Annotated in this window: 16 protein-coding genes and 2 pseudogenes; 11 read left to right on the top strand and 7 right to left on the bottom strand. The window is 67.7% G+C overall.

What is annotated here, in order from left to right:
- Positions 1-508: 508 nt before the first annotated feature.
- Entirely contained in the window at positions 509-1354 is an 846-nt protein-coding gene (locus ACFVWD_RS49595) for a helix-turn-helix domain-containing protein (protein WP_389605093.1), read from the bottom strand.
- Positions 1351-2076 (bottom strand): peptidoglycan-binding protein, encoded by a 726-nt coding sequence (locus ACFVWD_RS49600; RefSeq protein WP_389605094.1) that lies wholly within the window; start codon positions 2074-2076, stop codon positions 1351-1353. Before ACFVWD_RS49600 ends, ACFVWD_RS49595 begins: the two co-directional genes overlap by 4 nt.
- Before the next feature lie 288 nt (positions 2077-2364).
- Here ACFVWD_RS49600 and ACFVWD_RS49605 point away from each other — a divergent pair, with 288 nt between their 5' ends.
- From ACFVWD_RS49605 to ACFVWD_RS49615, 3 genes are all read left to right on the top strand, one after another.
- Entirely contained in the window at positions 2365-2676 is a 312-nt protein-coding gene (locus ACFVWD_RS49605; protein ID WP_389605096.1) for a beta-Ig-H3/fasciclin, read from the top strand.
- 153 nt (positions 2677-2829) lie between these two features.
- The gene (locus tag ACFVWD_RS49610; RefSeq protein ID WP_220297227.1) at positions 2830-3141 is read left to right on the top strand and encodes a hypothetical protein; all 312 of its coding nucleotides are present in this window, start codon (positions 2830-2832) and stop codon (positions 3139-3141) included.
- 369 nt (positions 3142-3510) lie between these two features.
- Entirely contained in the window at positions 3511-4428 is a 918-nt protein-coding gene (locus ACFVWD_RS49615; RefSeq protein WP_389605097.1) for a recombinase family protein, read from the top strand.
- 200 nt (positions 4429-4628) lie between these two features.
- Here the strand turns inward: ACFVWD_RS49615 and ACFVWD_RS49620 are convergent, their stop codons facing one another.
- Complete coding sequence (locus ACFVWD_RS49620; protein WP_384443622.1) at positions 4629-5033, bottom strand: hypothetical protein; 405 nt, start codon at positions 5031-5033, stop codon at positions 4629-4631.
- Between the two features lie 461 nt (positions 5034-5494).
- Here ACFVWD_RS49620 and ACFVWD_RS49625 point away from each other — a divergent pair.
- Positions 5495-5686 (top strand): annotated as a pseudogene (locus ACFVWD_RS49625) (aquaporin); the annotation flags it as partial.
- Positions 5687-5902: 216 nt separating this feature from the next.
- Here ACFVWD_RS49625 and ACFVWD_RS49630 read toward each other — a convergent pair.
- Both ACFVWD_RS49630 and ACFVWD_RS49635 read right to left on the bottom strand, forming a co-directional pair.
- Positions 5903-6727, bottom strand: coding sequence for an alpha/beta hydrolase (locus ACFVWD_RS49630; protein ID WP_351525895.1), 825 nt, complete (start codon positions 6725-6727; stop codon positions 5903-5905).
- A 440-nt stretch (positions 6728-7167) separates the two neighbouring features.
- Positions 7168-7887 carry an IS6 family transposase gene (locus ACFVWD_RS49635; RefSeq protein WP_389605098.1) on the bottom strand — a complete coding sequence of 240 codons (720 nt, stop codon included), beginning with the start codon at positions 7885-7887 and terminating at the stop codon, positions 7168-7170.
- A gap of 347 nt (positions 7888-8234) precedes the next feature.
- Here ACFVWD_RS49635 and ACFVWD_RS49640 point away from each other — a divergent pair, with 347 nt between their 5' ends.
- Positions 8235-9233, top strand: a complete 999-nt coding sequence (locus tag ACFVWD_RS49640; protein WP_389605099.1) for a YdcF family protein — start codon at positions 8235-8237, stop codon at positions 9231-9233.
- A 675-nt stretch (positions 9234-9908) separates the two neighbouring features.
- On the opposite strand, the gene ACFVWD_RS49645 is transcribed toward ACFVWD_RS49640, so the two are convergent.
- Together ACFVWD_RS49645 and ACFVWD_RS49650 are read right to left on the bottom strand one after the other, a co-directional pair.
- Positions 9909-11360, bottom strand: coding sequence for a DUF4158 domain-containing protein (locus ACFVWD_RS49645; protein WP_389605116.1), 1452 nt, complete (start codon positions 11358-11360; stop codon positions 9909-9911).
- Positions 11361-11454: 94 nt separating this feature from the next.
- The gene (locus ACFVWD_RS49650) at positions 11455-12990 is read right to left on the bottom strand and encodes an ISL3 family transposase (protein WP_389605101.1); all 1536 of its coding nucleotides are present in this window, start codon (positions 12988-12990) and stop codon (positions 11455-11457) included.
- Positions 12991-13200: 210 nt separating this feature from the next.
- Here ACFVWD_RS49650 and ACFVWD_RS49655 point away from each other — a divergent pair, with 210 nt between their 5' ends.
- From ACFVWD_RS49655 to ACFVWD_RS49680, 6 genes and pseudogenes are all read left to right on the top strand, one after another.
- Positions 13201-13959, top strand: a complete 759-nt coding sequence (locus ACFVWD_RS49655; RefSeq protein ID WP_389605102.1) for an HNH endonuclease — start codon at positions 13201-13203, stop codon at positions 13957-13959.
- A gap of 1151 nt (positions 13960-15110) precedes the next feature.
- Positions 15111-15374 carry a hypothetical protein gene (locus ACFVWD_RS49660; RefSeq protein WP_389605104.1) on the top strand — a complete coding sequence of 88 codons (264 nt, stop codon included), beginning with the start codon at positions 15111-15113 and terminating at the stop codon, positions 15372-15374.
- Positions 15375-15466: 92 nt separating this feature from the next.
- A pseudogene (locus ACFVWD_RS49665) lies at positions 15467-16325 on the top strand (IS5 family transposase).
- A gap of 103 nt (positions 16326-16428) precedes the next feature.
- Positions 16429-17649: a hypothetical protein gene (locus tag ACFVWD_RS49670; RefSeq protein WP_389605106.1), complete on the top strand. Its 1221-nt coding sequence runs from the start codon at positions 16429-16431 to the stop codon at positions 17647-17649.
- Positions 17646-19607, top strand: coding sequence for a hypothetical protein (locus ACFVWD_RS49675; RefSeq protein WP_389605107.1), 1962 nt, complete (start codon positions 17646-17648; stop codon positions 19605-19607). The genes ACFVWD_RS49670 and ACFVWD_RS49675 overlap by 4 nt, the downstream gene beginning before the upstream one ends.
- Positions 19604-20638: an AAA family ATPase gene (locus tag ACFVWD_RS49680; RefSeq protein WP_389605109.1), complete on the top strand. Its 1035-nt coding sequence runs from the start codon at positions 19604-19606 to the stop codon at positions 20636-20638. Before ACFVWD_RS49675 ends, ACFVWD_RS49680 begins: the two co-directional genes overlap by 4 nt.
- Positions 20639-20647 lie beyond the last annotated feature (9 nt).

Consider the following 20647-nt stretch of genomic DNA (forward strand, 5'->3'; position numbering starts at 1 on the left):
TCGGCCACCGCACCTCCAGCGGTTGGATCGGACGTCACCACCCATCCAACCGCCACGATCACCAAACCGGCCAACCTATGCGGTCAGAGCACTAGTCTGTGTTACGAGCGCGGGTACCGGCCTCGGGACTGGTAGGAGCGCATGTTGAGGTGTCGCGTATTCGCCGCCGATGCGGCCGGAAGATCACTCTGTGTGCTTGCCGCTGCATTGGATCCTATGGAGCCGTCCGGGGAAGAGCCACTGTGAGCCGACCCGGACGCCCCTGGGCTGGACGACGACGAGGACGAGGACGACGACGGAGCGGAGGACTGACCGGAGGGCCCGGGGCCGGGAGTCCCGGCCAGGCGGCACCTCCCTCTCCGGCCGCAAGGGCTGGACCAGCCGCCTCGACGGCACCCGGGGCCCACGCTGCAAGACCCGCGACGAGGCCAAGGTGAACCTGGCAGCACGCCGGCTCCGCGTCGTCACCGCCGCCCCACGCCGGCCGTAGACCAACTCCGACTACGGCTCAGAGTCGGAGACACTTCCCTCGCCCGCCTGCCGGTATGAAGCATGCCTGGAGGCCAGTGAGGTCACTGCCGTCGATCATGGGCGTGACAAGAAGACCGTCCGCGTCGTACTGGTCCGTGACCCTGGCACTCTCATGTGCGCCACCCGGAGTAGACACAGTGAGTATGTCTCCGACCTGCGCGATCCCCACCAGGGCCCACGCGGCACGGCACTGCTTGCTGTATACGACTTCCAGGCGTGCTCCAGTGGAGAGTTTCTGCGTGCGGAGTGCTTGTTCTTGACTGGGCATCGCGCAGCCCATCTCCGTCGGTCCGAACCCTGCACACGCTTGGGCGTGGCATCCGGGAGCAGGCGGTGCGGAGGTCACAGGCTTCGTGGGGTCCTCGGTGGCCGTATGGAGCAGGGTCGTCACCTCGATCGCGGCTGCGAGCCCGACTGCGCAGATGGCGGCGAGGATCCCCCGATGCCGCCGGATGCTCCATCCGTATGTCGGACCGGGTGTGCCGTGGTCGCCCGGCCGTTCGTCGTGTGATGGTGGGGCGGCCATCTGGGCCATGGAGGGCGTGGGCCTGTGGGCTCGTCCGCTCCATTCCAGGTCGGCCAGTTCCCACAGCGCCACCAGACGCCCAGCAGGTTCTCCGGCGGCCTTGCACAGTGCCTCGACGGCTTGACGCGGGGCGAGCTGCTTGCCATTGAGGTAGCGCTCCCAGGACGACTTGCTGTACGCCGTGCGCTCGGCCAGCGCGGCCATAGTCAAGCCCGTGCGGGCCCTGAGCTCGCGTAGCCCTTCGGCCAGCCGCGTGGCATATGGGGATCGGCCAGAAGACGGTGCGGTGTCCCTCACTTCCGCAGTACCTGCCAGGTGTGCGGGCCCACGACTCCGTCGACGGGCAGCCTGGCCTGGCTCTGTAGGCGCTTGACCGCCCGCGTGGTGTTCGGCCCGTAGGCACCGTCCACGACGCCTGGGTCGAACCCGTGGTAGTGCAGCAGGCACTGGGCCTCCACGACATCCCAAGCAGGCCCGGAAAGCAGCGCAGTGCTGGTGGTGCTGTAGCTCGCATACAGCCGCCCGTCCTTGCGCTTGACCCCGCAGTGGTACGTCTTGCCCGCCTTGTAGGCGAAGGCCCCGCGAGATGGGGAAGTCGAACCCCCGTGTTCCCACGGCGCGACGACCAGCAACCCGGCAGACAGCCCACCGAGTACCACAGCCACCAGGACGCCAATCAACGCCGAACGCCGCGTCCTCCGCAGTTTCGGTGGATCTGCTGTCTTCGATGCGTCGGGTTCCTGTCTCCACGCCTCCTCAGCCACTTCATGAAGCGCCAGAACCCGTGCCGGATCGACACCGACGACCCGCGCCAGCTCTCCCACCGCCTGCCGCGGCGGCAGCACCTTTCCGTTGAGATAGCGCTCCCAGGAGGCACGGCTGTAGCCCGTCTTGGTCTGCAGCGACGACAGGCTCAGCCCACTGTGATCCTTTAGTCCCCGCAGTTGAACGACGAGTCTCCGCACCCGCTCATCAAGCGAATCGGGTAATTCCATCCAGCGCGGCATGTTCCACCCCATACCACCCAACCCTCTGGTCGAGTATCAGAATTATCTGGCCTTGGGGACCCCACCGCAGGTGATCTTTCGGTCAGCTTGCCTGCTTGTCCACCCGTCCCCCACCGTGTCCCAGCCTGTCTCACACAGGGCGTCATCCCAGCAGGTCAGCACGGGGCACGTCCCATGAAGCCCTCAATCCAATGCCGTTCCTGGCAGCCGGACACCGGTCCCCCGCAATCTCAATGGTGCAAGCCGGGCGGCGCGGTCCACCCCGCGCCGCCCTCACCTCTACGAGACGGGGCACACCCCATGAACCTTCTGCGCAAGCAACTGGCCGTGGTGAGCGCGGCCGTGACGGCAGCCATCGGCGGCTTCATCATCGGCGCACCGGCTGCCCAAGCAGCCGGTGGCACCGCGCCCGCCTGCATCACTCGCGTGGTGAACGGTACGTCCGACGGCTTCTCCGTCTACCTCGACAACAACTGCGGCAAAACCATGCGGGTGAAGGTGATCGTGGACTCCGGTGGCGACAGTCCGTGCTTCACGATGTCGGCCGGTTCCAGCCGGTTGTGGTACTACACGGGCATCTTCGGACAGTACGGGCGAACCGTCACCTGCTGAGAACAGTGGCCGGATCACAAGGCGACCACAGGTCGGCCGGCGTCGCAGAAGGAAAGTCACTCGCGGCGCCGGCTCCCGCACCGCCTCGCCGGTGATGCAGGTCGGGCGGCGTAGTCCACCCCGCGCCGCCCCCACCAGTACAAGGAGGACCTGATGAACTCTCTGCTGTCCCGAACGGCGATCAGCACTGCCATCGGAGCGTGTCTTCTCTTCACCAGCGCCGCCGCCGCGTCTGCGGACACTGTCACCCATCAGGCGAGCGCTGGCGGTACTGCGCCCGCCTGCATCGGCCGCGCCGCGTCCGATCTGGGAGGTTTCGTGTACGTATCAAACAACTGCGGGAAAACGATGCGAGTCAAGGTCATCATCGATTTCGGACCTGACTCCTCTTGTTGGACGCTGGCGCCGGGGCAAGAGCGCCGCCACAACTATTACGGGTCCTACGGCAAGACCATCACCTGCTGACGCCTGCCAGTTGGATTCGTCCAAGCCTGATCAGCGCAGTACCTGGTCGTCCTGAGCGCTGTACGACCACCGTCCGGTAGCCGGTCCTGCTCGCCACGGCCCCGCTCGGACACCCCACCGGCCCGCAGCTCACCGCGCTCCCCCTGTGCCCTCCGAGAGAGGGTCGGGGGGCGCCGCGACGAAGCGAGACCACCGACCGTCTCCCTGTCGTCAAATGATCGTTTGACGACAGGCAGCCGCCGACGCGTCCAATGAACCCGTGCAATCCGGGGGTTCACGGCGGCGCGAATCCAATCAGATCCGATGGTGATTGTTGACAGGGTTTGACGACAGATAGGGTCCGATCCTCCGTACGGAAGGGGCCCTTCGGTGGCGAACCTGGCCTACAAGCGGGTCTCGACCGACCAGCAGTCCACCGCCCGACAGAACCTTGTCCTGGACGAGGCCGGCATCGAGGACCCCGTCGTCTTCGAGGAGGACCCGGGCACCTCCAGCCGCCTCCACCCCCTCCAGCGCCCGAAGTTCCGCGCACTCCTCGACTACGCGCGGCCGGGCGACACCGTCCACATCTCCGAGATGTTCCGCCTCGTACGCGGCACCGGCCACATCCTCGACGTACTCGACGTCCTCCACCGCGACCAGGTGGCACTGCGCATCCACGACGGCGCGTTCTCCGCCATGGACCTCACCGCCCGCCACCCTCGCACCGGCGAACTACTGTCCACCGTGAAGTTCATGGTGCAGACCCTCGCCACCGCCGGCGAACTCCAGCGCGACCTCCAGCGCGAGCTGACCTACGACGGACTGCGCGCCGCCGAGGCCAAGGGCAGCAAGGGCGGACGCCGCCCCGCCGTGGCGGACGCGAAGACCGGCGACGTGCGCACCGCGTACCTGGAAGGCCGCTCCATCGCCGCCCTCGCCCGCGACCACCGGGTCAGCCGCGGCGCGATCCGCACAACCGTCGCCGACCTCCTGCCCGACCACACCGCCACCGAGGAGGACGCCACCGCCCCGGAGCAGCCGGTCACCCTCGACATGCCCGGCAAGGTCGCCGACTTCCTCCGCACCACCGAGCTGGAGCCCGCCGAGCGCGCCGCGCTCGACCAGGGAGCGACCGTACGGCGCGGCCAGGGCTACACCCTGCGCGTCACCGCCGTCCCGGCCGTGCACCGACAGCTTCTCGCCCGCTGCCAGCCGCTCGACGGCGGTCAGGACCTCCCCGCAGTCCCGGCCCAGCGCAAGGCCCGGCGCGAGTACGAGAACCGGGTCAGCACCCTCACGCCCTGACCAAGATCGTTCTCACCGATAGCCGATGTACCGATGTTCCCCGAGGCCGGAGAGGCCCGTGGGTTCAGGGGAACTGAAGGCTTCTCGACGGGAACCGAGGGTCCGGTGTCCTGAATCCCGGGTGTAGCCCCTTGGGTTTGTTGTGAACCCGCGTGTGCGAACTCGCTGATGTGGGGGTGTGCGTGTCGTCTGGACTCGGGTCACGCTTCGTCGCGGTGGGTGAGGTGGCCGTCGGTGAGTCGCCAGTAGTGCTGGTGATCGGTCAGCTGCCAGGTCTCGTCGGCGGCGATGGCCTGCGTGATCCATTCGTGCAGTTGCGGGAGGGCATGCGCTCGTAGAACAGCGCGGGTGGCAGCACGTTCAGTGGCATCGACCGGGTGGACATCTATCCAGAAGCCGACCATGTCCGGGTGCACGCCGCGGCCGTAGTTGCGGGGGTTCGGAGCGAGCCATGCTGCTCCCAGGACGATGGTCCCGCTGTCAGGTCCGGTGAGGAACTGCAGGTCCCTGACGCGGGTCATGTAAGGGCCGAGACACTCGTTGATGTCGGTGGTGGTCAGTGGCCAGGCACGGTGCCGAGGCAGTCTTCGATTTCGTGCAGACATGGCGAGCAGAATCGCAGAGGGTCACTGCAGGCCCTCACGGGTTTGTTCGGCGGCCTGCTCCAACAGCGCCCGTGCGGAGTCCGCGTAGCGCATCGCGGTCTTCTCGTCGAGTCCGAAGACCCCTCTTTTTCACCCTGCCCGTCGAGCGATCAGACACAGTGAGAACGCTTCACGAATCCCGAAATTACGTCAGGGCGCGAGGAGCCACCAGAGAGAGGACGAACCCCCTGGCCACGAGGTTGGGGACTCAACGGGGCTCAGGAGAACTCACGGGATGTCGCACAATACCCGAGCTGCGCAGGAGCATCGACGGGCCACGGGCTCGCGGCCGTGGGTCACGAAATCTGTCCCGTTTCGGGACATGCCTCTTGTCCCGAAACGGGAAACGAAGATGAGCTGCTGGTAGACGCGCCCGGCGTGGTGGCCCAACCCGCCGGCGTAGTGCTCGGTGCGGCCCGCGCAGCGGGGCCGCGGCCAACCCGGCCCGCCAGTTCGGCCCCGCCCTGTTCGCGCAGCAGACCCAGGATCTCAGCATCTACCTGCTCGCACCGGTCCTCGGCGCGGTGCTCGGCGCGGGACTGCATCACCTGTTCTACCGGCGGCTGCGCACGCGCAAGCCGTTGACCTACAAACTCGGAGGACGCGATCGCTGAGGGGGCGGCTTGAGTATCGGCGTGCAGCCGAACCGGCCGGCAACGCGTGCGGAGTCGACCTTCGCCCGAAACGGCGCAGGGCCAGGATCCACCCGGGTCCTGGCCCTACACCACCCGACGCATCCGCGCGGCGGCCCAACCTGCCGCCGAGTCACCGACCACCGGCGGCGCCGGCCGAAGGAGCGATCATCGCCGGAAACAGCCCGCCCGGAGGCTTCAGCTCTGGATGAAGGCGAGCAGGTCGGCGTTGACGACGTCGGCCTGCGTGGTAATCATCCCGTGCGGGAAACCCTTGTGGGTCTTGAGCGTGCCGTTGCGCAGCAGCTTGGCCGAGAGCGGCCCGGCATCGGCGTAGGGGACGATCTGGTCGTCGTCGCCGTGGATCACGAGCACCGGGATCGTGATCTTCTTGAGGTCCTCGGTGAAGTCGGTCTGGCTGAAGGCCACGATGCCGTCGTAGGAGGCCTTCGCGCCGCCCATCATCGCCTGCCGCCACCAGTTCAAGATCACGGCCTCGTCCGGTTCGACGCCGGGCCGGTTGAACCCGTAGAACGGGCCGGCGGCCAGTTCCCGGTAGAACGCCGAGCGGCGGGTCGCCGTCTGCTTCTGGAGGTCGTCGAACACGCTCTTGGGCAGACCGCCGGGGTTCGCGTCGGTCTGCACCATCAGCGGCGGCACGGCGCTGATGATCGAGGCCTTGGCCGCCCGGCCTTCGCCGTGCCGCGCGAGGTAGTGCACGACCTCCCCGCCGCCGGTCGAGTGGCCGATGTGGATCGCATCATGCAGATCCAGGTGCTCGACTACCGCGGCGAGATCGTCGGCGTAGTGGTCCATGTCGTGGCCGTCGGCGACCTGGGCCGAGCGCCCATGGCCACGCCGGTCGTGCGCGACCACCCGGTACCCGTGGCCCAGGAAGAACATCATCTGGGCATCCCAGTCGTCGGCCGACAGCGGCCAGCCGTGACTGAAGACCACCGGCTGCCCTGACCCCCAGTCCTTGTAGAAGATCTCCGTGCCGTCCGCGGTGGTGATCGTGGGCATGCCTCGCTCCTGTCGCTATCGGGGTTGCCTTGCGGCTTCAGGACCCAAATTCCTCATCGCGATGGCCGCGATCAATGTCGGCCGCGCCGCGGGTTTGAGACCACGCTTCACCATGGGCGGGAGGCCTTCTCGCGAACGATCTGACTCAAAGTGGGGCGGCGCGAACGTTGACGCCACTGGCGAAGACTGGATCACCATTCGGGCGTTCAGAGGCTAACGCCTCGACCTGCCACGTAGGTTCGCAAGCCGGGCCGGCCAAGCCGAAATTAGGCCGAACGGAGGCTGGGGCGGGTTTCCGCGTGCGGCACACCCGATGCCCGCACCCGCATGGATCGCAGCGCCTGGGAGGGCCGACGGCGAGGAAGGCGCTGTCACGTTGTTGCGGGGCCGATGCCTGACGGTGTGTCGGGGCGTGATGGGTTTGCGGTTGGGGCCTGTGGTCAGTCCGTGGCGGGCTGGTCGGCGGCGCCGGTGATCTGGTCCCAGATGGCGAAGCGGATGGTCATCTCGGCTCGGTGGTCGGGGGCGCTCATCAGGTGGCGGTGGGGCCGGAAGTGGGGCGAGATGCCGCTGAACGCGGACAGGAACCGCTGCGCCCCGCCGGCGGAGCGGAAGCCTTTCATCGCGTGTTCCCGCTGCCGGGTGGGCTGGTGGCTGTTCTCGGCCCGGTTGTTCAGTCCTTTGTGTGAGCGGTGCTCGACGGAGGGCATGACTTCGCGGTGGGCGGCGCCGTAGGAGCGGAGCTTGTCGGTGACGACTACCCGCGGCACCGTGCCGGTCTTCTTCATCAGGCGGCGGAAGAAGCGCCTGGCGGCGGCCTTGTCCCGCCGGTTCTGCACGAGGATGTCGAGCACGTTGCCGTCCTGGTCGACGGCCCGCCTCAGGTACTTGTGCTCCCCGTTGATCTTGATGAAGACCTCGTCCAGGTGCCACTTGTCGCCGGGCCGGGGACGGCGGCGGCGCAGCCCGTTCGCGTAGGCCTGGCCGAACTTGGCGCACCAGCGGCGGATGGTCTCGTAGGAGACGATCACGCCGCGCTGGAGCAGCAGCTCCTCGACCTCGCGGAAGCTGAGCGGGAATCGGTGGTACAGCCACACGCAGTGGGATATGACCTCGACCGGGTAACGGTGCCCCCTATACGACGGCGACGCGCTCTCCACGGACGATCCCCCTCCACCACGACCAACCAGAAGATCATCCCACCCGGCCAGTCAACGTGACAGCGCCTCTGCGAACTATTCGGCCTCACCTTCAAGGCCACAGTCCGTTACACCCGCCCCTACGCGGCTGCGGTGGCGTCTTCAAGCGTCCTCGGGTGTTGACGAGGGGGCCACGCTCAGGTGTCGAAGGCACCGCACCCGCGTACGGCGCGCCCCGACGGGTCTGCGAGGATGTCCGGCGGCGTCCGCACCGGGCCCCGCAGCGCTCCGCGGGTCCGGAAATGCGCAGGCGGCGACGGGCGGACGGGGTCGGGCCCGGCGGGCGGGAGAGCGGAGTGGTGGGGGACGTGCCGGAGTACCCGGAGTACGTTGCCGCGGCGGTGTTCGCCGTGGGCGGCGTCGTCCATGCCGTGCTGGCGCCGCACCGGTTCTCCACCGCTGTCCTGTTCTGCCTCGCGGTGACGTCGGCCGGGCTCGGCGAGGCCGCCCGCAGTGCGGAGACTCACCCCACCGTCGTGACCGTGCTCGCCGTCGCCGCCCTGCTCATGACCCTCGCGCTGGGCCTGCTCCTGCTGGTCGACAGCATCGTCCTGGTCCGGCGCTACGGACCGCAGGCGTCCCTGCTGGCCACCGGCGCCGCCGGCTGCGCCCTGCTGGCGGTGCTCGGCCTCGACGCGGTCGTCCAGACTGCCGGGGGCGAGGTGGCGGGTGCCCTCATGGTGGCGGTGAACGCGGCCGCCGGATACCTCAGCCTGCTCTTCCTCGCCTTCACCGTCTACGTGTTCGTCCGGGGCCGCAGCACCCCGCCGCCGGAGACCACCCATGTCGTCGTCCTGGGCGCCGGGCTCAATGGCGACCGGCCCGGTCCGCTGCTGCGCCGCAGGCTGGAGCGGGCCCTCGCGGTCGACGACGCCGGCGCACCGGACGCAGACGGTGTGGTGTTCGTCGTCTCGGGCGGCCAGGGCGACGACGAGGTGCGCTCCGAGGCGGACGCCATGGCCGACTACCTGCGCGCACGCGGGGTGGCTGCCGACCGGATCGTGCGGGAGGACCGCTCCGTGAACACCGGGCAGAACCTCCGCTTCAGCGCGGCTCTCATGGACCGCATCGCTTCCGGGCACCGTGCCACGGTGGTCACCAGCGGCTTCCACGTCTACCGCACGGCCCTGCTGGCCCGTCGCGCCGGCGTCCTTGTCCACGTCGTGGGGGCGCCGACCTCTCCCGCGTACTGGCTCTCCGCGACCCTGCGTGAGTTCGCCGCCGTCCTGTGGTTGGACCGGCTGCCCCTGATCGGGCTCAGCCTGCTGCTGGCGGTGCCTGTGGCGACAGCGGTCTTCCAGCGCTGAGGCACCCGTCGCGCGTGCCGCCCGGGGATGTGCCGGGCCGCCTCGTACGGGCCCATGTTGGTGCCCTTCACGAAGGTGGTGAGCACGTACCGGCCGAACGGGTCGGCGAGCTTCGGGTCGTGGCCCGAGGGCGGGCCGAAGCGGCGCCACCACTCCACCCAGTACGCGGTCCGCGCACAGATCCCGATCAGCGTGCGCTCCGGCATCCGCGCCTTGACCTCCTGCTCCAGCCGCTTCGCCGAAGGCCGCTGCCCCTCGGAGCGGTGCGCCTTGAGCGACGGGATGCCGGTGGCCGGGTCGATCACCAGGCTCTCGTTGTCCGGGTACCCGGCATCGGCCGCCGCCGCGGCGGCCCGCAACCGGTCCTCCAGCTGGCGGCGGAAGACCCCGGCGTCGAAGCCGGCGGCCTCGCCCTCGTCCTCGGCGAGCCCGATCTCCACCAGGTAGGCGGGCAGCTTCTCCTCGACGACCTCCCACGGCAGCAGCTGCTTGGACCAGTCGCCGTACTCCTCCGATCCGGCCACCGCCACATCCCCGGTGCGCAGTTCCTCGGCGAGGTAGGTGAACACCATCGCCTCGAAGTGCCGGCGCACGAACTGCCCCGGCCGCGTCCGGTCGACCACGGCCTTCTGCCAGTTCTGCGTGGCGAAGGAGACGTCGACCGGACGGCCGTCCTCACCGAGCGCGCTGATGTACTCGCCGCGGGCGCCCTGGTTGCGGCGGGCGTGCGCGAGCGCGGCCAGCACCGTCCGGTCCTCCGAGGTCGCGGCGAACTCCAGCTTCCCGGCCAGGTCGAACATCAGGGCCCGGTCCCGGCCGATCTGCCCGTACAGCAGCACCTCCCAGAAGTTGCCGTGGTGGGCGGAGACCTTCTCGATCTGCTCGTACTCCCTGGCGAACCCGCCGAACCCCTCCACCGCCCGGGTCACCGTGCCCAGCCCTCCGGCCTGCACCGTCATGGCCTTCAGGAAGGCGAGCACCGCCGGGGAGACCTTCCCCTCCAGACGCCGGGCGACCTCGTCGGCTGGCGCCTGTTCGTCCAGGCCCTGAAGGGCGGTGACTGCCTCGGCGGTCATCGCGGCGGCCTTCGCCAGCGCCTCCTGGGCCGGGCCGCCGTCGTCGAGGTGCTTGAGCACCGTGCGGTAGTTGCCGATCAGCGTCTCGGTCATCTCCCGCTCGGCGAGCCGCAGCGCCTCCAGCTCCTCCTTCGCCCTCTTCGTCTTCGACCCGACCCGCTTGCAGAACATCAGCGCCAGCTCGTCCCGCACCCGCATCCGTGCCTTGTGCACCAGGCACGCCATCAACGCGACCCGCTTGACCGGCGTGTACGCCTTCAGTTCGGACGCGTCCGCCACATCCGCCTCCCCGGCGAAGTCCGTGACCTTCCGCGGCGCCATCCAGCCCGTCCAGCCATTCCAGCTGCGCGATCAACCGCTTGAAGTGCGACCAGGTCGGACTCTGCGCGAACTTCTTCAGCCGGTTGTACTGCGTGGTGCCGTCCGCGTCGCGCTCCTCCAGGAGCCGCAGCAGCCCCGCCCGTTCCACCGCGCTCATCCGGTCGTGGATGCCCGCGCAGATCGACGCGTTGACCTCCTTGCGAACGGTCGAGGCCATCGTGTCCAGGGTGGAGAACGCCGGCAGCTCCAGCCCGGCCCCCACGACCTTCTCCAGCGCGATGTTGATCAGATCCGCCGGGCGGTTCTTCGCCGCGGCCTCGCTGCGGATCGACGCCTCGGCGATCCTCCGGGCCTCGGCCTGGTCGTAGACCACGCCGACCCGCTGCCGCACCAGGCCCCGGTGGTTCTTCGCGGTCTTCACCGCCTGGTACAGCGGCAGCGTGCCATCCGGCAGCTCCACCGCCCGCCGTACGAAGTCCACCACCATCTCCGGGACGTCATCCAGCCTGGGGAAACACCCCATCCGCTGATAGGACTTCAGCATCAGCAGCAGCGCCAGCAGATGCTCATCGCCATCCGTGACCCCGGACGCCCACGCGACCTCATCACGCGTCGGCGAGAAGAACAGATGCAGCTCATGCGCGGTGATCAGCCGCTTGAACCGCGGATACGCGGTCCGCTCGATCGATGTTACAAGTCCCGCCCCGGCCCCAGACGACAAGCCCAACATCACGCCAACGAGGCAGAGCCGAACAGGTGACGGGTTACGGGGGAGTGTCTAATCAACGGCCCTGTCTCACATTCGGTGGTGACGGAGGGTGTCGCTATCCGAGGAGGATGCGGTGGCGGAGGAGGGTGAAGCCTGCTCGTCCGTGCATCTGGCGGGCGATCCGCTTGGTCTTGGTGTTGACGCCCTCGGTGGGGCCGTTGCTGTAGCGGAGTGTGAACGCGGCGATCACGGCGTCGAGGTCTCGCTCCAGTCCTCGAGTGAAGGCATGCAGGTGCGGCAGATCGGCGGCGCGGACCTGGGTGATCCAGAGCTCGAGCGCGTCGGCATTGTCTGGGTGAGGCTTCAGGAGCTGGGCGAAGTCCCTGATGCAGACGGCGAGTTGGGTCATCTCAGGGCAGGCCGCGATGAGCCGGTCCAGCAGGTGCTGATGTTCGGCCTTGAGGTTGTCGGGCATGGTGAGGAGCATGCGGGCGAGTCTGCGCGGGGAGATGTGGCTGCGGTCGGCGTCCGCGCGGCCCTGGTTGATGTACTTATGCAGGAGGTTGAGGCAGCCTGTGAACCCTTGGTCTTTGATCTCTTCGAAGAGGTGCTTGACAGGGACGGCGGGGTCTTCGGCCCGGCGTTTGCGCAGGTGTTCGCGGTAGGGATCGACAAGGCTTGCGCGGTATTTGGGGACGCGGAGCATCCGCTCGGGCCGATCGGCGCGGGCGTAGCGTTTGACGGTGTTCAGGGCCAGTTGCAGACGGCGGGCGCATTCGAGCAGGCCCACGCCCTGGTCGAGCAGGTCGTGGATCTGGTGCCAGCGTTCCAGGGTGGTCTGTGCACGGGGGCCGTCGTAGAGGGGCGCGTCCAGGACGGTGGCCCAGCAGGTGCTGTGCGCCTTGACCTTGCTCAGCGCGGCTTCGCACAGGTTGTGCCACAAATGCCAGCGATCACCAACCTGCACGGCGTCGGGCAGAGCACGACGGATGGCCTCGGCGTAAGTCGCGGAGCCGTCGCGGCAGACGACGTCGACGCCCGGATGAGCGCGTAACCATGCTTCCAGGGTGTCGGCCGTGCGGTCGGGCAGCACGTCGATCCGCTCGTGGGTCTCGGCATCGATGATCACGGTGGCATAGCGGTGGCGCCGGCGCAGAGCGAAGTCGTCGACGCCGATCACTCGGGGTATTCGCCCGGTGGGCAGTGGGATACGCAGCAGGGTCCGCAGGGCGGTGTGCCGCGAGACGCCCACCGCAAGTATTGCCAGCAAACGAGCCCCGGCCCGGCCCGCTAACTCCTTGACCACGGCCTTGACTTGCCTGGTCAGACGGGCCGTGCGTCGCTGGTATCGCTCCAGCACCCCAGGCACCTGCTCACGGAAGGTGTGCCGACAGCCTCGCGTGGGACACACCAGCCGCCGCACCCGCACACGGACTACTACCCGTCGCCCGTCCACCGGTACGTCGGCCACCGTCCGCAGGTGAAAGCCATGCACCCGCCCGGACGGCGCCCCGCAGCTCGGGCACGGCACCATGTCCGCCGGTGTCCGTGCTCGCACCAGGATCCGCTCGCCTTCGTCGGTCACGTCCACGATGACCAGCGGCAACAGCCCCGAGAACACCACATCTACAAGCTCGTTGACATCTTGCATGTAAATGTCAACGACCTTGGCAACCCTCCGTCACCACCGAATATGAGACAGGGCCGTTAAGTTGACACACCCTGGGCGGTGGCACTCTGCAGATGGTGTGGCTGCAGCTGTGCTCCGTCCGATCCGGGCATCGCTACTTCGGCGATAGCCAGGCTGTCTGTCAGTGGCTCTCCGTACGATGCCGCCGAGTTGAGTGGCAGAGGGGTGGAGATGGCGGGGGCCGGACAAGAAGTGCTGAGCAAGGATCGGGGGAATCAGCCCCTCTGGGTGTGGATCATGGTTTTGATGGCGCACGGGCGCCGGTGCGTGTATTGCGACGAGCGGCAGTCGCAGACCCTTGAGCACGAAGCGCCATTGGCAGGCAGGGCGGGACGCGACATCTGGTGGAACCTCGTGCCTGCCTGCGACCGGTGTAATAGCTGGAAGCACAAGAGGTCTGCAGTTGAGTGGGCGCGCGACATGAAGCTGCACCATGCGCACCCGACGGCCGGCTTTGCTCGCCACGCCCTTGCACCGCGGGTCGTCGAGGGGATCAACGACCGTGTAGCCCAGGTACAGCGTGAGATACGTGATCCTGCTCGGCGCCAGTGGTTCGAGCACCACTACGGGCGAAAGCGCACTCCACGGTTGCGTCGTGAGAAGCATGAAGAAGTCCAACTCTGCGAGGAAGGGATGGAGCGCTATCCCTATCCGCCGTGGGAGTCACGAGAGATCAAGCCGTCCAGGAGCCACTGTATGCGCGTGCTGTGCTGCGGCTACCAACAAGAGGCGGCTCACCCGGAGTTCATCACTCTGGCCGAAGCCGAGCGTGAAGACCTGCGGCGTATGGCGTACGAGAAGGGGTGGTACCTCGGTGATCTGATCGGTGACCTGCTGGGTCGGGCGGTCGAGGAATGGCGCCAGTCTCGGTCAGGCGGCTGCGGCGAGGAGATGCTTAGCGATGTGAACCACGACAACTGCGCTCGCTGACCCTCGAACTGCGCGTGGCCGACAGCCGTCTCCCGCAACCCCGGTTCCATTGTCGGAGGTGCATGGCAAGGTTCCGTGCACGAGGGCGGAAACAAGAGGGGGAGGTCTGGTGCGGGGAAGTGGGGGTCCAGAGGAAGGGCTGTTGCCCGACTGGCTGACGGGCCAGAGGCAGCGCGCGGCCGCCGGTGTTGGAGACTCCCGGAATGACCTCGGACGATTTGGCATGGGCCGGAAAATGCTGCTGAGCGATTCGATCGGTCTGGGCAAGACAGTCGAAGCGGGCCTGATCGCCGCAGAGATGGTTCGTGGGGCGCGCAGTTCACCAGTTCTCTACGTTATGGATGGCCAGAGCCGGACACGGGGAATGCTGGAGGTTGGCCAGGTGCTCAGTGCGGTGGCCGATCCCGCGGTACCTGGTGGAGGGATTTTGCCTGCGGAGCCATTCGTGCTCAGGAGGTTCCGCGCGAGGACGGTGTCCAGGCAGGCACGGTACAGAGAACTGCGACGGCAGGCCGAGGCACGGGAGAAGAACGGGCGAGACGGAGACCGTTTCTCCGTCTCGGGAGAGCGCCGGGTACGCGACCGGGCCGCACGTCAGGCGGTCTTGCTGCGCAGCGGAGACCGGTGTGAGAACCCCGAGTGTCTGCTACCCGACCTGCCCTATCGCACCACGGCAGGGCAGCCCCTTTTGGAAATCGATCACATCGACGACCACGCCCTGGGCGGTCGCGACCACCCAGGCTCCATGATTCGCCAACAAGACGCGCGGCGTGGACGGCGCCGCCCTGCGGGAGCGTCTGAGGCCCGTGGCGAGGGCGCTGGATGCTGCCCTCGCACAGGAAGCGTGAGACGACTCTCCTTCGGCAGCCATCCTTGAATGAGTGACAAATCCATGAAAGATCACTGCATGAGTGATGCGTTGAGCTGCTGATCTTGTGATCGTTGCGGGATCCCTAGGCCGTTTCGTTTGGATCATCGAGCTGACCACAGCAAGATGCCTGCGATGTGGAGTCCGGCCAGGTAGATCGTGGCAGTCTTCTCGTACCATCAGCACGGACGCAGAAGGCCGCAAGACGGAGACCGTCGAGGTCAAGCCGTCCGTTCCGCCCGCGCACTGACCTGACGGACACGCCGGAGAAGAAGGGCACCGAATGAGCAGGCTGCTGGAAGCGGTGTGTGCGCTGACCATCGGCGTCCTCGTTGCGCTCCTTGCATGGGGTGCTAACCCTGGCGCCGTGCGGGTGGCGTGGCGGGAGGGCGAGATGAGCGGTGTGGCGGTCGTGTTCGTGGCGGCGTGTGCGCTCTGGCTGGTGCTGTGGCGCAGGCGTACCGGGCGCAGCCCGCTGGCGTGGCCGCTTGTGGTGCTGCTGTGTGGTGCGGCTGTTGCGCTGGTCGTGGCGGCCATGGCCGGTTGACGGGCACAGGCGGGCAGGTGGGGCTTCCCGTTCTTGTGGGCGGGGAGCCCCGCTGGCGTTTTCGGGGTAGTCCGTTTCGTTCGGATCATCTGATCGTTGGTCTGGGTGTGTCGTTGACTGACGCGCAGTGGGCGCGGATCGAGCCGTTACTTCCGGACCGGTCGCGAATGCGGGGTGGACGGTGGCGTGACCATCGACAGGTGATCGACGCGATCGCGTTCAAGTTCCAGACCGGCTTGCAGTGGGTGCACCTGCCAGAGCAGTACGGCAACTGGCGGGGCGTCTACAACCGGCTGAGGATGTGGGTCGTGGACGGCACCTGGGAGCGGGTGTTCACCGTGCTCATGGCCCAGGCCGATGCCGACGAGGACCTGAACTGGGCCGTCTCGGTGGACTCGACGATCGTGCGCGCTCATCAGCACGCTGCCGGGGCCCGCAAAAAGGGGCCCCGGCCGGCGAGCCGCACGACCATGCCATCGGCCGGTCCCGCGGAGGACTGACCACAAAGATCCATCTCGCGTCCGACGCCCACTGCCGGCCCCTGGCCTTCGTTCTCACCGCCGGACAGGCCGGCGATGCACCCGCCTTTCCGGACGTGATGGCCCAACTTCGCGTCCTCGCCCACGCGGGCGGCCGCGGACCAGGCCGGACACGGTTCTGGCCGACAAGGCGTACTCCTCACGCGCCATTCGCGAGCACTTACGCAAGTGCGGTATTCGAGCAGTGATCCCCGTCCCGGCAGACCAGCGGGGCCACCGGCTTCGGCGCGGCAGTCAAGGCGGCAGACCCCCAGCCTTCGACCGCGAGGCATACAAACAACGCAACACCGTAGAGCGATGCATCAACCGCTTGAAGCAATGGCGCGGCATCGCCACCCGCTACGAGAAGACCGCCACGATCTACCTGGCCGGACTCCACATCGCAGGCATCTTCCTGTGGTCAGTCCGATGATCCAAACGAAACGGCCTAGCCGTATGCGGAGTTGCCACGTCGCGTGCGGTTAGGCAGATATTCTCCTGCCAGCAGACAGCACGACGGGGGAGGGCTGGTCCGCATGAGGTTCATCTTTGTTCACGGGACTGGGGTGCGCCGGGAGCGCTTCGACAAGCTGGCTCCCATGGTGGCGTCGGGGTTGACCGCGCGATTCCCCGGCTCGGAACTTGTGCCCTGTTACTGGGGCGATGTCTATGGCGCGGATCTTAGTGCCGGCGGTGCTTCGATACCGGGGGTCGACGGGACGCGTGGTGTGGCCGCTGCCGGCCCGCTCGACCACGAGATTGCCGAGTGGCTGCTTCTGCTGACGGACCCGCTCTGTGAGTTGCGTGTCCTGGCGAAGGTCGCAGGGGGCGGCGACGATGGGCTGCAGATGCCGGGCGTCCGGGCTGCGGGGGAGGAGATCGCTGACCGGGTCGCCAAGCTGCAAGGTGACCTTCCGCCTGGCGAACTGGCGTTGTTGCTCCAAGCCACCGGCATTGCGGGTAGCTATCCGGCAGCCGTCGGGACAGTTGCGGGTTCTTCGGAGTTCGCGGGCGCATGCGATATGGCTTCCGATGCGCTGGCGGTCCGCGAACTTGCGGCGGCCGCGGCCCGCGCGGTCGTCGCCCAGGCGCTGAGCGTGGCCGGGGACGAGGCTTTGTGTACCGGTGACGAGCGCGACAGGCTGGTGGACCTCGTTGGCGCTCAGCTGGGCGGTACTGGGCGTTTCCCGGGCGGCCGCGTCGCGGCCGTACTCGGTGGACTTGCCCTGCGGCTGACCACTCAGCCGGTCCTCGATCATTGGCGGGCGCCGCTGACCACCGGATCGGTACCGGCGCTTGGTGACATCCTGCGGTATCAGACCCGCGGGCGCCCCCTGCGCGACTATCTGGAAACCGTGATCAAGGAGAGCGCCGAGCCGACTGTCGTGATCGGGCACAGCCTGGGCGGTATCGCCCTGGTGGACCTCTACGCCCTGGCGGCCATCGACCGGAGACCGCTGCCGGAGGCACGGCTACTGGTGACTGTCGGCTCGCAGGCGCCCTTCCTGCATGAACTGGGCGCCCTCACCGGACTGCCACCGACGGCCGGTCTGCCTCCTGGATTCCCGCGCTGGCTCAACGTCTTCGATCGCAAGGACCTCCTTGCGTACCGGGCCGAACCGGTCTTCCCGGGCGACCCCCGCGTCATCGACCACGAGGTGAGCAGCCGGCAGCCTTTTCCCCTCAGCCACAGCGCGTACTGGAAACTCGATGCCGTGTACGACCGGATCGCGGAGGAGATTGAGGCGCCACGGTGACCTCCGACAGGCACGAAAAGATTGATCCGCACCGCGTCTTCGCACTCGTCGTGGGCATCGAGTCGTACGGCATCAGTCACCAGTGGGACCTGCCCGGCGCGGCCCGCGACGCCGTACGGTTCGCCGAGTGGCTGACCGGCCCCGCCGGTGTCCCCGACGAACAGGTGAACCTGCTGCTCTCCCCTCTTGCCCGGAACCGGCAAGAGACAGCCCACCGGAGTCTCCTCTCGCCGACCCAGGAGAACGTCGAGCGGATCCTCTTCAAGGAACTGCCGGCATGTGACGGCGATCTGTTATGGATCTACTGGGCCGGACACGGCTACCTCGACCAGACCCACCAGATGCTCCTCCCGTACGCAGACGCGACCCGTGACTGGACTGCCCATCTCAATCTTGAGGCGGCGCTGCGCTGGTGGAAGGGATCCGGACCGGCTGACGACCGGTTCCGTCGACAGATAGCGATTGGCGACGCCTGCCGGGTCGACGCTCGCGCGGCGCGTGAGCTCAACTTCGGAGACAAGGACTACGGGGCGCGCCCACCGGCCCCGGGGCGCCGCCAGCTCACGCTCTACGCCTCGCACGCCGGTGAGGTCGCACAGAACCTCGCCGACCGGGGCGCCGGCCAGTTCACCGACACCCTGATGCGCCGGCTCAGTAAAACCACCCTGGACGAGACTGTGAACGGACTCGTCGGCATCGCCCGCTCCCTGCAGGCCGACTTCCAGCTGCTGCGCACCAAGGGACTGGCCTGGCAGCACCCGCAGTTCGTTATCGACCGCGACTGGAGCGGCTCAACGATCTTCGGTGACCGCTGGACCGATCCCGACTTGGCGGGACCCGGAGCCCCGTGTCTCGACCAGCTTGCCTGGAAGGAGCTCGAACCGCTCCTGCGCGGGCGCAGGCCCCCCGCCCACACGCACGACGCCTACCGCTGGGCCTTCGACATCACTGGCTGCGCCTTCCCCGTCCACCGAGGCCTTCCGACCGGCGGCCTGATGGCTATCGCCCACGACCTCGACGCCCGACAGGGCAGGCAGCGGCACATGCCCCTGACCCTGCCCTTCATCCGCTACCTCGCCGCCCGCTCGCCCGAGCCTGGCTGGGCGGAAGCGGCTGGTGCCTGGGTCGATGCCACCCGCGAACGCCTCGGCTCGGCACCCGTCCCAGCTCCTCCCGAGCCAGATCCGGAACCCCCGGCTCTGCACGTACGGCTCACGGAGGATGCAGAAAGCGACGGCGCCCATTGGGTAAGCATGTGGCTCTACCGTGAGGGGGCCTTCGAAGCCGTATGGGAGTCCGACCGTCCCCTGGCGCTGGCGGAGGTGCAAGACCGCCTGGCCGATCAGCTGCTTGCAGAGCATGCGGCCGGACCGGTGCGCATCGAATTCCACGTACCGTACGGGCTGCTGGAGGAGGAATTCGAGTGCTGGCGGCTGCCCATCGGCAGACGATGCAAGGAGATCGAACTCGGCTGCCACTACGAGGTCCTGGTGCGCTGCCCCGACGAACGCAACGGTGTGGCGGGGGAGTTCTGGCGGCGCAAGTGGCAGTGGTTCAAGGCCCATGGCGGCAATGATCCGAAAGCTGTGCACGAGCTGGGCGACGGAGATGTCTGTGACAACCTGGGCGTGGTTCTGCAGACCGCGGACCCGCCGGTGTGCGTGCTGGCCGGAGTCTCTGAGCGCCACCTGCTGGACACGCTCGACGCTGTACTGGACGCCGGGGTACCCATCGCTGTCTGGCCACGCCGCGGATACGCAGCACCAGCCCACGGCGGTCTGATGGCAGCTCTCGCCGGCACAGACCGAATGGATGTCGGCAGGCTTCCCGGCTTGCTGAGAACACTGCGTATTGCCGCACCCGGAGTCCACGCCGGCGGGGTGCGACGAACCTCGTTCCCCGTTGCACTGATGTGGGACGACCCCGAACGCGTACCTGAAAGGCGGCCGCTGTCGTGACAGCGAAGGATTGGTGGATCTACCAGGGCCCAGGAACCATCCAGCAGAGGAACGAACGACTGGCTGACCAGCGACCACCCTGGCGGGACTTCACGGGGGTACCGGATCCCGACTACGCCCCGCCGGGCGTCGACGACCCCGCCTGGCAGGAGACGCACCGCCGAGGCACTGGATATGTACCGGACACTGCCGAGAAGGACGCGGTCAATACAGCCCTATATCTGCGACGACCGCTGCTGGTCACTGGAAAACCCGGCCTCGGCAAATCCACCCTCGCGTACAGCATCGCCGCCGACCTGGAACTCGGCCCCGTACTGCACTGGCCGATCACCAGCCGCACCGCTTTGCGCGATGGCCTGTACCAGTACGACGCGATTGGCAGACTTCACGACGCCAATCTCCGCAACCTCCAGCAGACACCCGCCATCCCTGCAGACCCGTCCATCGCGCCGTACCTCCGCCTCGGCCCGCTGGGAACTGCGTTGCTGGCGCAGGACCGGCCCCGGGTGCTACTCGTCGACGAGATCGACAAGAGCGACATCGACCTGCCCGGCGACCTGCTCACGGTCTTCGAGGAAGGCGCGTTCGAAATCCCCGAGCTAGCGCGGGTTGCGGCACAGCAGCCGGAGGTCAGGATCAGTACGCACGACGATCCACATGCGCGGGTGCGAGTTGAGCGCGGCAGGGTCCAGTGCCGGTCCTTCCCGGTTGTCATCCTCACCAGCAACGGAGAACGGGACTTTCCGCCACCCTTCCTGCGCCGCTGCATCAGACTGCACATGGAGCCGCCAGGAAAGGAGAAGCTGACACAGATCGTGCGGCAGCGACTGGGGCTGGACTCCACCTCCGACCAGCACTACCAGGAACTCGTCGAAGCCTTCATCGACCGACGCATGGACGGCGACCTCGCCACTGATCAACTGCTCAACGCAGTGCAACTGCGCCTGAAGGGAGCATGGCCCGACTCGGACGACCACACACAGTTCCTGGAGACCGTATTGCACCGGCTCACAGGACCCTCGTCAGCGTGAGGACCCTCC

Origin of the sequence: Streptomyces sp. NPDC058086 (assembly GCF_042885015.1) — a bacterium.
GTDB lineage: Bacteria > Actinomycetota > Actinomycetes > Streptomycetales > Streptomycetaceae > Streptomyces.